9 protein-coding genes are annotated in these 13,842 nt (G+C 72.7%); 6 read left to right on the top strand and 3 right to left on the bottom strand.

Annotated elements, in window-relative coordinates; genetic code table 11:
• Nucleotides 1–389 precede the first annotated feature (389 nt).
• Nucleotides 390–3,083 (top strand): ATP-binding protein, encoded by a 2,694-nt coding sequence (locus E1269_RS29195; RefSeq protein WP_162606683.1) that lies wholly within the window; start codon nt 390–392, stop codon nt 3,081–3,083.
• 82 nt (nt 3,084–3,165) lie between these two features.
• Nucleotides 3,166–4,569, top strand: a complete 1,404-nt coding sequence (locus E1269_RS29190; RefSeq protein WP_203434187.1) for an FAD-binding oxidoreductase — start codon at nt 3,166–3,168, stop codon at nt 4,567–4,569.
• A gap of 99 nt (nt 4,570–4,668) precedes the next feature.
• On the opposite strand, the gene E1269_RS29185 is transcribed toward E1269_RS29190, so the two are convergent.
• Both E1269_RS29185 and E1269_RS29180 read right to left on the bottom strand, forming a co-directional pair.
• Nucleotides 4,669–6,174 (bottom strand): APC family permease, encoded by a 1,506-nt coding sequence (locus E1269_RS29185; RefSeq protein ID WP_420810688.1) that lies wholly within the window; start codon nt 6,172–6,174, stop codon nt 4,669–4,671.
• Between the two features lie 100 nt (nt 6,175–6,274).
• A complete protein-coding gene (locus tag E1269_RS29180) occupies nt 6,275–6,901 on the bottom strand; it encodes a GOLPH3/VPS74 family protein (protein WP_162606682.1) in 627 nt (208 codons plus the stop codon).
• Between the two features lie 187 nt (nt 6,902–7,088).
• Between E1269_RS29180 and E1269_RS29175 the strand changes: the two genes are divergently transcribed.
• From E1269_RS29175 to E1269_RS29160, 4 genes are all read left to right on the top strand, one after another.
• Nucleotides 7,089–9,020, top strand: a complete 1,932-nt coding sequence (locus E1269_RS29175; RefSeq protein WP_131901282.1) for a primary-amine oxidase — start codon at nt 7,089–7,091, stop codon at nt 9,018–9,020.
• 179 nt (nt 9,021–9,199) lie between these two features.
• Complete coding sequence (locus tag E1269_RS29170; protein ID WP_131901280.1) at nt 9,200–9,721, top strand: SigE family RNA polymerase sigma factor; 522 nt, start codon at nt 9,200–9,202, stop codon at nt 9,719–9,721.
• A 2-nt stretch (nt 9,722–9,723) separates the two neighbouring features.
• The gene (locus tag E1269_RS29165; RefSeq protein ID WP_131901278.1) at nt 9,724–11,019 is read left to right on the top strand and encodes a WD40 repeat domain-containing protein; all 1,296 of its coding nucleotides are present in this window, start codon (nt 9,724–9,726) and stop codon (nt 11,017–11,019) included.
• The gene (locus E1269_RS29160; protein ID WP_131901276.1) at nt 11,016–12,503 is read left to right on the top strand and encodes an LLM class flavin-dependent oxidoreductase; all 1,488 of its coding nucleotides are present in this window, start codon (nt 11,016–11,018) and stop codon (nt 12,501–12,503) included. Before E1269_RS29165 ends, E1269_RS29160 begins: the two co-directional genes overlap by 4 nt.
• Nucleotides 12,504–12,519: 16 nt before the next feature.
• Here E1269_RS29160 and E1269_RS29155 read toward each other — a convergent pair whose 3' ends face one another.
• On the bottom strand, nt 12,520–13,791 hold the full coding sequence (locus E1269_RS29155) for a serine hydrolase domain-containing protein (RefSeq protein WP_131901274.1): 1,272 nt from the start codon (nt 13,789–13,791) through the stop codon (nt 12,520–12,522).
• Nucleotides 13,792–13,842: the final 51 nt, after the last annotated feature.

The following is a 13,842-nucleotide window of genomic DNA, read 5'->3' as shown; positions in this document are numbered from 1 at the left end:
GGGGTGGGCTCGGCGGAGCGGGGCTCAGCGAAGCGGTGGCCGGGCGTCGATCGGCGCCGGCGGAAGCTGCTGGTGCGCGGTCAGCGACAGCAGCGCATGCTCGCCGGACACATGGACATGCCGCCGCCGGGAGCGGTCAGCGGGGTCCGTGCGGTGTCGGGCGAGACGCGGAACATGGGCTCATCATCCGTTCTGGACCATTGGTCTGCAAATCGATAGCCGGCGAATCTCATATCTCGGACGCAGATCGACCGTATGATGAGACGCATCGGGTAGCGGCCCCGCGCGAGCAGCGAAAACCCAGCGGCGCCACACCTCGCAGGCCCGCTACGATAGGCGATCAAGCCGGGTCGCCGCGGGGGCAGGTGTCCCGGCCGGGGGAGCACACCGTGGACACCATCACGACACCCAGACCGGCCCGCCAGCTGCTGGAGCGGGACGTCCACCTGAGCCGGCTACACGCGTGCGTCGAGGCCGCGGTAGCCGGCCGGAGCCGCGTGGCCCTGGTCAGCGGACCGGCGGGGATCGGCAAGACCAGCCTGGTGCGCGAGCTGCGCGACGCCGTCGGCCGGCACCGCGTGCTGGCCGGCGGGTGTGACGACCTGCGCACACCACGCACGCTCGGACCGCTGCGCGACGCCGCGCGGGGGACCGGCGGTGCGCTGGAGGCCGCGCTGGCCGCGGGCGAGGCCGGTGACGCCGTCTACGACGCCGCGGTCGCCGAACTGGCCGGCCGTGAGGCCACCGTCCTCGTCGTCGAGGACGTGCACTGGGCCGACGACGCAACCTTGGACCTGCTGCGTCACGTCGTACGCCGGCTCGACGCCGTTCGGGCGGTCCTCGTGCTGACCTACCGCGACGAGTCCCTGTCGATCAGCCACCCGCTGCGACCGCTGCTGGCTGCCGCCGGCTCCGGCCCGGTGGAACGTCTCACGCTGGAGCCCCTGTCGCTGACCGCGGTCGAGGCGCTGGCCGCCGGCACCGGTCGCGATCCCGCCGAGGTGCTGGCGCTCACCGGCGGCAACCCGTTCTACGTCACCGAGGTGCTGGCCGCCGATGGCGACGGCGTACCGGCCAGCGTCGTCGATGCCGTGCTGTCCCGGGTGCAGCGGCTCGACCCGTCGAGTGTGGCGGTCCTCGAGCAGCTGTCCGTGATGACCGCGGCCGCCGACGGCGACGTCGCCCGCGCGCTGGTCGGCGACCGCCCCGGCGCGCTGGCCGAGGCCGAGGCGTCCGGCGTGGTCGAGCTAGCAGCCACGGGGGTGGCGTTCCGGCACGAGTTGGCCCGCCGCGCCGTGGAGGGCAGCCTGACCGAGGCCCGGCGGCGCGAGCTCAACGCCGCGGTGGTGCACGCACTGTTCTCGGCCGGCGAGCCGGACCCGGACCGGCTGGTCCACCACGCCGCAGAGGCCGCCGACGTCGCGACGGTGCTCGGTCACGCGCCGTCGGCCGGGCGCCAGGCGGCGCGGGCCGGCGCGCACCGGCAGGCGCTCGCGCACTTCGAGGCCGCGCTGCCGTACGCCGAGCGGCTGCCGGTCGGCGATCGGGCTGCGCTGCTGGACGACTACGCGTGGGAGCTGCACATCGCGCACCGCTTCCACGAGGCCGTGCGCGCCGGCCGGCAGGCGGTCGAGCTGCGCGAACGGGTCGGCGACCCGGTGCTGCTGGGCGGCACGCTGCTGCGGCTGTCGCGGCAGCTCTACACGGCCGGCGACACCGGTGCCGCGCAGGCGGCGGTCGAGTGGGCGGTCCGGATCGCCGAGGCCACCGGCTACCCGCCGCTGTATGCGTCCGCGGCCTGTGAGCGAGGCACCATGCTCGCGCTCACCGGTGCCTCCGGCGACGCCGTGGACGTCTTGGGCGCGGCGCGCCGGCTGGCCGTCGACGCCGGCCGCGGCGACCTGGCGGCACTCTGCCTGAACTACCGCGGCATCGCGCGGTGCGACCTCGGCGACACCGGCGGCCTGGACGACCTGCGGGAGAGCCTGGCCGCCGCCACCGCGAACGGCGCCCACGAGTGTGCCGCGCGGGCCTACACCAACCTCGCCGAGCTGCTGTACCGGTACGGGCGCTGGGACGAGCTGGACGCCTGCCTGCGTCGCGGCATCGGCTACGTCGGCGAGCGAGGGTTCTGGTCACACGGCTACAACCTGCAGGTGCACCGCGCGCTGCTGCTCCTGCGCCGCGGTGACTGGGACGGCGCCGAGCGGCTGCTGCGCCCGAAGGTCGACGACCCCGACGACCCCGGCATGCTCTACGTCTACAGCGTCCCGCCGCTGGCCCGGCTGCTGGCCCGCCGCGGTGACCCGGCGGCCGAGGAACTGCTGGCCGCGGCGTGGGAGCGCGCGGTACGACACCGGTCCCTGATCGGCCTGGCCTACGCCGGCACCGCCTACGTCGAGTGGGCGTGGCTCGTCGGCCGGCCAGCCGTTGCCGCCGGCGTGCGCGACGCCGTCGCCCGCCGGTGGCCGCGCGGTGCGGGCCTGCTCCGCGGCGAGCTGGAGCGCTACCTCGCGCGGGCCGGCGTCGGCGGCGGTGCGTACGACGGCTGCCCGGAACCCTACGCCGCCGGGCTGCGTGGCGACTGGCGGTCGGCGGCGGCTGGTTGGGAACGGCTCGGTGACCGCTACGAGCAGGCGCTGGAGCTGGCGGAGTCAGGGCAGGTCGAACCGACGCTGTCGGCGCTGCGCCTGCTCGACGAGCTCGACGCCGTGCCCGCCGCAGCGCTGGTGCGCCGCCGGCTGTCCGAGCTGGGCGTGACCGGCATCCCGCGCCGGGCCCGGGCCGCCACCCGAGGCCATCCGGCCGGACTCACCGAGCGCCAGGCCGACGTGCTGACGCTGCTGACGGACGGGCTGACCAACGCCGAGATCGCCGATCGCCTGGTCGTCTCGGTCCGCACCGTCGACCATCATGTTTCCGCGATACTCGGCAAGCTCGGGGTCGCCACCCGGCGCGAGGCCGCCGCGGCGGCCCGCAGCCGCGGCTTGGTCACCGGCTTCGACGTGCCGCGGGCGGCGTCCCGGGCGCGATCCCTCGTGCCACGACAGCCGTCGGTCGGTATGGGCAGCTCGCCACGCTGAGATGGGCAACGGACACCGATGCCGAGGCTGTGCCGGATCGGCGATGCTCGCCCGGATTGTCCATCGAACGGGGGAGCAGGACGTGACGAGCACGAACGAGAGACCAGGCGTGGCGCCGGCGCTGATCGATGCACTGCGGGAGACCGTGACCGGACGCGTGGTGGCGCCCGGCGACGAGGACTGGGCGATGCAGCGGCTGGGCTGGAACCTGGCCGTCGACCAGCAGCCGGCCGCCGTCGTCCACGTGGAGACCATCGACGACATCGTGGCCGCGGTCCGCTTCGCACGCGACCGAGGGCTGTCGGTGGCCGCGCAACCGGTCGGGCACGGCGCCACGAACGCCGTCGACGGGGCCATCATCCTGCGTACCGGCGCGCTGAAGAACCTGCGGGTCGACCTCGATGCCGGTACCGCGACGGTCGGCGCGGGCGTGCGCGCCCGCGAACTGAGCGCGGCGCTGAACGGGTCCGGCCTGTGCGGCCTGCCGGGCAGCTCCGGCGACCCGACCGTCGTCGGCTACACGCTCGGCGGCGGGCTCAGCTGGTTCGGGCGCAAGTACGGCCAGGCGGCCAACCGGGTGCGCCGGTTCGAGGTTGTCACCGCCGACGGCGTGCTGACCTCGGTGACCGCCGCCTCCGATCCCGACCTGTTCTGGGCGCTGCGCGGCGGCGGCGGCGACTTCGCGATCGTCGCGGAGATGGAGATCGAGCTGGCACCGCTGCCCGACCTCTACGGCGGCAAGCTGGTGTGGCCGGTCGGCGAGGCCCGTGCGGTGATGAAGGCCTTCACCGAGGTGACGGCCACCGCGCCGGAAGAGCTGACGTTGTGGGCGTGGCTGCTGAACCTTCCGGACGTGCCCATCGTGCCCGAGCCGCTGCGCGGGCGCTGGGCCGTCGCCGTCGACACCGCCTTCATCGGGACCGCCGAGCGTGCGGAGGAGCTGATCGCACCGATCCGGGCGGCCGTGTCGACGCCGATCGCGGGCCAGCTGGGCCCGTTGACGCTGACCGAGCTGGCCGCTGTCGCCGCTGAGCCGGACGACCCGATTCCTGGCATGATCGACACCGTCCTGCTGAACCGGCTGGACGACGAGGTCCTGGACGCATTCCTTGCAGCCGTGGCACCGGGCGAACCGTCCGCGGTGGCGATGTACGAGATCCGGCACCTGGGTGGCGCGCTGGCGCGGCCGGGCGATGGGGACGGTGCCGCCGGCCACCTCGACGAGCCGTACCTGCTGATGTTCGGCGGCTTCCTCCCGGTGCCCGAGCTGGCGGTGCCGCTTGCCGCCGGCATGGACGCGCTGCGGTCGGCGATGGCGCCGTACGCGAGCGGACGGGTCCCGGCGAACTTCAGCGAGGACCCGGGGGTGGACCGGCTGTACCCGCCGGCGGTCCTGGAGCGGCTGCGGGTCATCAAGCAGGAGCGCGACCCCGACGGCGTGATCCGCGGCAACCACCCGGTGGCTGCCGTCGTCGTCGCCTCCTAGGGGCCGGCCCGACGACATCCGAAGGGCTGACCCACGGATCGGGGCGCCGCCACCCCCAGCGGGTGGCGGCGCCCCGTCGGTCCATTCAGCGGGTCGGCCTCAGCGGACCGGTTCGGGGCCGGGCTCATCTGCCGTTGCGTCCAGGTCGAGCACCGAGATGCCGGTCGCGGCGTTGGCGCCGTGACCGATCCGCTCGTAGACGTCGGGCCGGGACGAACGCAGGTACAGCGCCCACAGCACGCCGATCAGGGCGACCACGACGTACAGGCCGGGCAGGATCCAGCGCTGCGCCGCGTCGCTGGGCACGCCGATCAGCATGTCGTAGTTGGCCACCGCCACTATCACCACGATCACCAGCAGGATCGTCGCCAGCACGGGCGCGATGACGCGCCGCCACGGTGCCTCGCCGGACGGGTGCCGGTTGAAGAACGACAGCACTCCGACCGACGTGACCGCCACCAGCAGCAGCACGCCGAACCCGCCCGTCGTGCCCGCGTAATAGAAGAGCTCCACCAGCGGGTCGAGGTCGAAGAGCGCGTAGATGACGATGACGGCCAGGCCGATGACGCTCTGGATGACCGACGCCACGACCGGCGCGCCGGACATCGGGGAGGTGCGGCCCAGCGCGGCCGGCAGCACCCGCTCGCGGCCCAGCGCGAACCCGTACCGGGCGCAGGTGTTGTGGAACGAGATCATCGCGGCCAGCACCGACGTCACGAACAACGTCTCGCCGATGTCGACCCAGGTGCCGCCCAGGAACATGTCGGCCAGGACGAAGATGGTCCCGGAGGAGTTCTCCTGGGTGAACGCGACGATCTGGTCCGGGCCGGTGGCGACGGACATCGCCCACGACGACAGCAGGTACACCGCGCCGATGACGGCGATCGAGATGTAGGTGGCAAGCGCGATGGTGCGGCGCGGGTTGCGCGACTCCTCGGAGTACACCACCGACGCCTCGAAACCGACGAAGCCCAGCACGGCCAGGGCGAGGATGGCGCCGGCGCCGGACTCGAACAGGTTGCTGACGTTCAGCGTGTCGAAGGTGACCTCGCCATTGGCCGGGTTGCCGAGGTTGGCCAGTGCGTAGACGAGGATGACCGCGACCTCGGCCAGCAGCAGGACCGCCAGCACCCGGCCGTTGATGTCGACCCGCAGCACGCCGAGCACGCCGACGATGACCCAGGCGACCAGAGCGATGACCCACCACTCCAGCGAGATGCCGAACCACCGGTCGATGGTCGGCGCGGCGGCGACGCCGATGATGCCGTACAGGCCGACCTGGAGCATGTTGTAGGCGAGCAGCGCCATGTAGGCCGCGGCGACGCCGACCGGGCGTCCCAGACCGTGCGTGACATAGGTGTAGAACGCGCCGGCGTTGGTGACGTGTCGCGACATCGCCACGTACCCGACGCTGAACAGCGCCAGCAGCGCCGCGATCGCGACGAACGCGATCGGCAGCCCGATGATGCCGGTGACCGCGAAGCCGGTCGTGACGACGCCGGCGACAACAGTCAGCGGGGTGGCGGCGGAAAGGACGAAGAAGACCACGGCGGGGACGCCGAGTCGGTTGTGCGCGAGGGTCCGGGAGACGCTGTCGGCCCCCAGTCGGCTCGAATGGGACACGAGGGACTCCTTGGTGTACGGGGTACGGAGGTCGTGGCAGTGGCACCAGGAGACGCCGCGGCCGTCGTACTCATCGGTGTTCTCATCTGTGCGGGCTGAGGGTGGCGTCACCCACAGCGGCTTCGGTGTGCGCCAGCACCTCGCGCAGCGACATCGGCAGGGAGCCGACCGCCGCGGCGATGTGGCGCATGGTTACCGCGTCGCCGTCCCACCACACCTGCTTGGTGAACCCCGTGACGGCGACCAGGCCGGCGAGCATCGCGTCGCCGAAGTCGAGCGGGTCACCGCGGTCGACCTTGCCGTACAGGCGGTCGGTCGGCCACGCGGCGACCTTCGGATCGACCGGCAGGTAGCGCACGCTGTTGCGCCACAGCCGCCGGCTGGTCTCCGGTTCGATCTGGCCGGCGCGGGTGAGACGCACGGCCACTCGCTCCACCGCGCCCTGCGACAGGTACGCCAGCCAGGTGCGCAGCGACCGGTTGTGCTGGTCGGCCGACAACTGGCGCAGGATGCGGTATCCCAGGTCGTCGTCGGGCGGATCGGCCCCGGTCAGCGACAGGGTCCCGGACGCGACATGAAGATTCTTGTTGAGGATCAACTCGCCCACCAACGCGCCGGCCAGGCCGAGGCCCGCGGCGCGGGCATTCAGCCGCAAACGGCCGTTCCCGACGTCGTGGACGATGAAGTAAAAGTCATCTGCCAGCGGCACCCCGACCACGCCCCCAGCCCAGGTGCGGTTTGCGCTGTGCCCCTATCCCATCCACGCGGGGTAGTTTGTCGACGTTCGCCCGATAAGACAAGGGGGCCTGCATAACGGTAATGTGTCGAGCGGCTTTGACGCCTTACATAGCTCCTTGCGCCCGGTTATGTCTTGACTGGGTCGAGCCCGGCCGGGAATGTTGGCGTTTGTGACCGTCACACCCGTGCACACGCACCCCCTGCAGCGGCTGACCGCCGACGAGATTCGCGCGGCCCGTTCGCTCTTCGACGACCACGGCCTCGTCCGCCCGGACACCAAGTTCGCCCTGCTGGCGCTGGAGGAGCCGGACAAGCTGACCGTGCTCGGCCACGCGCCCGGCGACCCGGTCGACCGGCGGGTCCGCGCCGTCCTCCTCGACCTCGCGACCGGCGCGGTCCGGATCGCCGTCGCGTCGCTCACCAGGCTCGCGGTCGACTCCGTCGTCGACGTCGACCCGGCCGTCGACGGCCAGCCGCCCATCCTGCTGGAGGAACTCGTCACCGTCGACGAGATCGTCAAGGCGGACCCCCGTTGGCGTGAAGCGATGGCCAGGCGCGGCATCACCGACCTGGACCTGGTGCGTCCGTGCCCGCTGTCGGCCGGCAACTTCGGCCTGGACGGCCACCGCGGCCGGCGCGTCCTGCACGTCCTGTCGTTCCTGCAGCACCGGCCCGAGGACCACCCCTGGGCGCACCCGATCGACGGCGTCGTCGCCTATGTCGACCTCATCGAGAAGCGGGTCATCGAGCTTGTCGACCACGAGGTCATGCTGGTGCCGGAGGAGGAGGCGAACCACGACGACCCCGCCTACACCGGGCCGCCGCGCACGTCGCTGAAGCCGATCGAGATCACCCAGCCGGAGGGCCCAAGCTTCACCGTCGAGGACGACGTCGTGACCTGGGAGAACTGGACCTTCCGGGTGGGCTTCGACCCGCGCGAAGGGCTCGTCCTGCACCAGCTGTCCCTGCGCGACGGCGACACCGTCCGGCCCGTCGTCTACCGCGCGTCGCTGGCGGAGATGGTGGTCCCGTATGCCGACCCGAGCCCCGTCCGGTTCTGGCAGAGCTACTTCGACGCCGGCGAGTACCTGCTCGGGCAGCAGGTCAACTCGCTGCGCAACGGGTGCGACTGCCTCGGCGAGATCCACTACTTCGACGCCGTCCTCGCCGACGGCGACGGCAACCCACGCGACATCCCGAACGCCATCTGCCTGCACGAAGAGGACTTCGGCGTGCTGTGGAAGCACACCGACATCTTCACCGAGTCGATGGAGACCCGCCGGCAGCGCCGACTGGTGATCTCGTTCTTCGTCACCGTCGGCGTCTACGACTACGGCTTCTACTGGTACCTGTACCTCGACGGCACCATCCAACTCGAGGTCAAGGCCACCGGCGTGGTGTTCACCTCCGCCTACCGCCCGGACAGCCCGTACGCCTCGGAGGTGGCGCCCGGACTCGGCGCGCCGTTCCATCAGCACCTCTACTGCGCCCGTCTCGACATGATGGTCGACGGTCTCGTCAACAGCGTCGACGAGCTCGAGGTGGCGCCGGTGCCCGTGGGGCCCGACAACCAGTACGGCAACGCCTTCACCCGCCGCGTGACCAGGCTACGGACGGAGTCCGAGGGCGCCCGGACCGCCGACCCGCTGGCGGGGCGCACCTGGCGCGTCTCCAACGCCGACCGCACCAACCGCCTGGGCCAGCCGGTCGCGTTCGAGCTGCGTCCCGAAGGCCGCCCGACCCTGCTGGCCGACCCGTCCTCGGCCACCGCCCGCCGCGCCGCCTTCGCCACCAAGGCGCTGTGGGTCACCCGCTACGATCCCGCCGAGCGCCACCCTGCCGGCGATCTGATCAACCAGCACCCCGGTGGCGCGGGGCTGCCCGAGTTCATCGCCGCCAACCGGCCGATCGAACATCAGGACATCGTGCTGTGGCACACGTTCGGCGCGGTCCACTTCCCGCGGCCGGAGGACTGGCCGGTCATGCCAGTCGAGTACTGCGGCTTCACCTTGCGCCCGGTCGGCTTCTTCGACCGCAACCCCACCCTGGACGTCCCGGAGAGCACCAGCCACCACTGCGCCCACGATTGATCACGTCGAGCCGGCCGAGGCAGGCTTCTCCGCCGAGGACGGGCATGGGCATGGGCGCGGGTGGTTGCGCGAGGCCGATCCGACGGCGATCCCGCTGACACGGTCAGGCCGGGAGCGCATAGATTCCCGCCCGTGGTCCGTCCTCGGGTATGAGGGCGGACGCGACGGGAGGGGCTGGCGTGGACGTGGAAGCCGAGGAGCAGTTCCGGCGGTTCGTCGAGGGCCGGTCGCTGGCGCTGCTGCGCACGGCGTACGCGCTGACCGGTGACCGGCACACCGCCGAGGACCTCGTGCAGGGCGCGCTGGCGAAGCTGTTCCGGCACTGGCGGACGGTCGACGACCCAGAGGGCTACGTCCGTCGGATCATCTACAACGACCAGGTCAGCAGCTGGCGGCGGCGCCGGACGGTACGGGAGGAGCCGGTCGAGGACGTGCCGGAGCGTGCCGTGTCGGACGGCAGCGCCGAGGTCGACGGCCGGCTGGACATGACCAGGCTCTTGAGCATGCTGGCTCCCCGGCAGCGGGCGGTGCTGGTGCTGCGCTACTACGACGGGCTGACCGAGCGGGAGATCGCGACGGCGCTGGGCTGCTCGATCGGCAATGTGCGCAGTCAGACCTTCCGCGCCCTTGCCCGGCTGCGCACCCTCGCGCCCGAGCTGACCACTGCCGTCCCCGCCGCCCCGACCATCGAGGGAGCGTGACGATGGATCTCCAGGAACTGCTCCGCGAGAGCGTCGACGGCCAGGTGCGCGACGTCCCGGCCGGGTTCGCCGACGGCGCCATCCGGCGGGTCCGCCGGCGCCGGACCCGGGTGGCGCTCGCCTCGGTCGCCGGAGCGATGCTGGTTGGCGCGGCCGCGGCCACCTTCGCGATGATCGGGCCGGCCGAACCCGACCGCAATGACGGCGCTCCCGCCGATCGTTCGTCCAGCGGCTACGACGTCGATCTCGCGGCGCTGCCGGACGGGCCCGCGCCGGCCTTGCCGTGGTACGCCGACGGGCACCTGCACATCGACAACACCGCCACCGCGTTCGACGTCGAGTTCGCCGCCGTCTCCCTGTACCGCGTGGCCGGTGGGTTCGTCGTCCTGGCCACCGAGCCCAACGGCCGCGGCGCCGGTGATCCGCGGGCGCGGACGCTCTACTCCGTTCGCGAGGGCGGCGCGCCGGTGACGCTGGCGAGCGGTCCGATCCGCGGGGTGGCGGTCGCGGGGCTGTCCGGGCAGGCCGCCGTCAGCACGGCGGACACGGTCAGCGTCGTCGACGTGGCCACCGGCACGGTGCTGTACGCGCTGGAAACCCCGGATGACGAGACGACACCGGTGGGCTTTCTCGACGGCGAGCGCGTGCTGCTGCGCACCGGCACCGGTGCGCTGCTCACCTGGGACGTGGGCGGCGGCTACGCGCGCTACTTGGAGGACCGCGCGATCGATCGCCTGTCCTCGGCCGGCGGGCCGGCGGTACTCGCGCCCGGCGGGCGGCTGCTTGCGATCACACCATCGGCGACCGCGACGGATGTCCTCGACACCGGTACCGGCCACGTGCTCTGGAGCCGTCCGCCGGCCGTGCTCACCTTCTCGCCCGACGGCCGGTACGCGGCGCTCCTGGAGGCGCCGGTGCCGCCTGGGGTGATCCCGTCGGACCTGGACGGCGCCGAGCCCGGCGACCTGCTCGAGCGCAACGGCCCGACCGTGACGGTGACCCAGGAGATGCTCGACACTGTCGCTGAGCATCCCGACGACTGGGAGAAGGTGCGGCATGTGGTGATCATGGACGCGCGGACCGGCGCGGAGGTCCGCCGCCTCACCGCCGAGAACGCGGAGAACCTCCGCTGGGAGACCGGCACGAGCGTGGTGTTCGGTGCGTACCGCGACGGCGAGGAGGCGGCGCTGATCAGGTGCTCCGTCGACGGAGCGTGCGAGTTGACCACGCAGCCGCGGGAGGTCGTGGGCGAGCCTGGTGTCGACGGCAACCCGTATCTTCTGGGCGACACACCGTGACCGATGAGCGCCGGCTGCCCGATCCGGCGGTGGTGGTCCTGGTCGGCGCGTCGGGTGCGGGGAAGTCGTGGTGGGCGCGGCAGCGCTACCGGGCCCAGGAGATCGTGTCGTCGGACGAGCTGCGCGGCGTGGTCGGCAGCGGCCGGAACGACCTCGACGCGACCACGGACGCGTTCGAGGTGCTGGACCGCATCGTGGTGGCCCGGACCAGGCGCGGGCTCACCACCGTCGTGGACACGCTGGGGTTGGACGCGCAGCGGCGGCGCGGCTACCTCGAGCTGGCCCGCGGGGTGGGGCTGCCGGCGGTGGTGGTGCGGTTCGACACGCCGGCCGCGGTGTGCCGCGAGCGCAACGCCGCCCGCGATCGGCCGGTGCCGGCGCCGCAGCTGGCCGGCCAGCTCAGGAGGGCACGTGACGTCGCTGGCGAGCTGGCGGCGGAGGGCTGGGACGCGGTCGTCACCGTCGTCGCGGCCGGCGACCCGGACCGGGGCCCGTCGACGACGGCGTCCGGCGCGGCTCCGACGCCGGCGAGCGCCGCGCATTCGCCGGCGGGCGCCGCGGCCGCACCCGGGCTGGACCGCGAGGTCGTGCTGCAACTGTCCCGGTTCCCGTGGGGTGCCGACCCGACAGCGTGGCTTCGCCGGATGGCGCTCGCCGCGGACCAGGCCGGCTTCGCGGGCCTGGCGCTGATGGACCACCTCATCCAGATCCCGCAGGTCGGCCGGGCGTGGGATCCCATCCCGGAGACGTTCACCACCCTCGGCCTGCTGGCGGGCCTGGACACCCGGCTGCGCCTGGGCACGCTGTGCACACCGGTGACCTTCCGCCCCGGCGGCACCATCGCGAAGGCGGTGGCGACGCTCGACGTGCTCAGCGGCGGCCGGGCGTTCGTCGGCATCGGCGCCGGCTGGTGGGAGCGCGAGCACGCCGCGTTCGGCCTGCCGTTCCCGGCACCGGGGGAGCGCCTGGACCAGCTGGCGGCCGCGGTCGAGACGATGCGGGCGCTGTGGGCCAGCGGCACCAAGCCCTACGCCGGCGCGCACGTCACCCTGCCCGAGACCACCAGCTACCCGCGCCCGGCCGGGCTGCCGCGGATCGTCGTGGGCGGCAGCGGTGACCGGACGCTGAGGCTGGCCGCCGAGCTCGGCGATGCCTGCAACCTGCGCACCGGCGACGGGTTCGACGAGCGGTTCGCGGTGTTCGAGCGGCACCGCGAGCGCTCCGGGCGCGACGTCGACGTCACCGTGCTGGACCTGCCGGTCGTGGGCCGCGACCGGAGCGACGTCTGGCGCCGAGTGGAGCGGCTGCGCGGCACCACCCCGGCGGCCAGGTTCGCCCGGCGGCGCCACGCCGCTACCGTCGAGGACACCGTGCGCCGGTACGCCGAGCTGTTCGACCGCGGCGTCCGGACGATCTTCGTCGCCCTGCCGGACCTGGAGGACGTCGACGACGTGCTCGCGCTGGCGCCGCTGACCGGAGCCTGATCGACGGGGGCTGAGATCAACCGGCTGAGATCAGCCGCTTGGCCAGGTTCGTGATGGGTTCGGACGTTCCCTCCGGGTAGTTGCTCATGATCGCCCAGGTCCACCCGGTCTCGGGATAGGCCTCGACGCTCGCGGACGCTCCGAAGATGCTGCCCCCGCCGAGCCCGAACGACCACTGCCCGTCGGCCAGCCCGGCGATGGGCCCGTACGCCTGATAGCCCAGCCGCGGCGCCGCAGGCGCCTCGGAGGACGACGGCGGCGACGGCTCCTCCGGCTGCTCCTCCGGCGGCGGGCCGCCCTGCGGCAGCGGCCGCTTCGCGCCGACCGTGAGGTCACGGAACTCGGGCGAGAGCAGGTCGTCGCCCCAGAGCGCCCGGGCGAAGCGGTCCAGGTCGGCGCAGGTGGAGTGGGCATCGCCGGCCGGGGTGCCAATGAAGAGGCTGTCATCGATGTTGTCCTCCCACGCGCCGTCGTCGTTCTTCGCGTACGGCCGCGCGATGCGCCGGTCCTCCAGCCACTCCGGCATGGTGTAGAAATCCGTGCTGGCCATGCCGGCCGGCTCGAAGACGTTCGCGCGGACGTAGTCGTGGTAAGACAGGTCGGACGCCTTCGCCACGGCGAGGCCGAGAAGGTGGAAGCCGGCGTTGCTGTACACCATCGAGGCGCCGGGCGGGAGCTCCGGAACCGGCAGCTGCCGGATGAAGTCCAAGGTCCCCTCCATCACCTCCTCCGCGCTGCTCCAGCCGCGCGCCGCCTCCGGATAGCCCGGCGCCGACTGGTAGTTGCCGAGGCCCGAGGCGTGCGTGAGCAGGTCGTGCAGGGTGACCCGCTCGGCGATCTGCGGAGCGAGGCCGTCGACGTACGCGCCGATGAGGTCGGTGTACCTCAGGGCGCCCCGCTGGGCCAGGTGGGCGACGGCGACCGCGGTGAACAGCTTGGTCAGCGAGGCGGTGGCGAAGATCGTGTCCTTGCCGTTGCGGACGGACTCCTCCTTGTTCGCCATGCCGTACGAGCGGGACAGGATCGTCGTCCCGTGCCGCTTGACCAGCAGCGTGCCGGAGAACTGGTCCGCGGCCGCCAGCTCGGCGACGAGTTCGTCGAGCTCACCGCCCGGTTGGAGTCCCGCCGGGATCCGCCCGCTCCAGGACGTGGAGTCGTTGGAGGAGGAGCCGCTGGACGAGGACGCGGCGGCAGCCGCCGCCGCGGCGGAGCCGGTGAGGGCGGCCGCGCCCGCGGCCACCGGAATCGCGCCCAGAAGGCCGAGCGCCGAGCGCCGGTTCATGGTCATCGGGAGTCACCTTTCCGTTCGACAGAGTCGGTGACACCAGATGTACGGGCC

The organism is Jiangella asiatica (genome assembly GCF_004349065.1).
In the GTDB taxonomy this organism is placed as follows: domain Bacteria; phylum Actinomycetota; class Actinomycetes; order Jiangellales; family Jiangellaceae; genus Jiangella; species Jiangella asiatica.
This window is presented reverse-complemented; position numbering and strand designations above follow the sequence as displayed.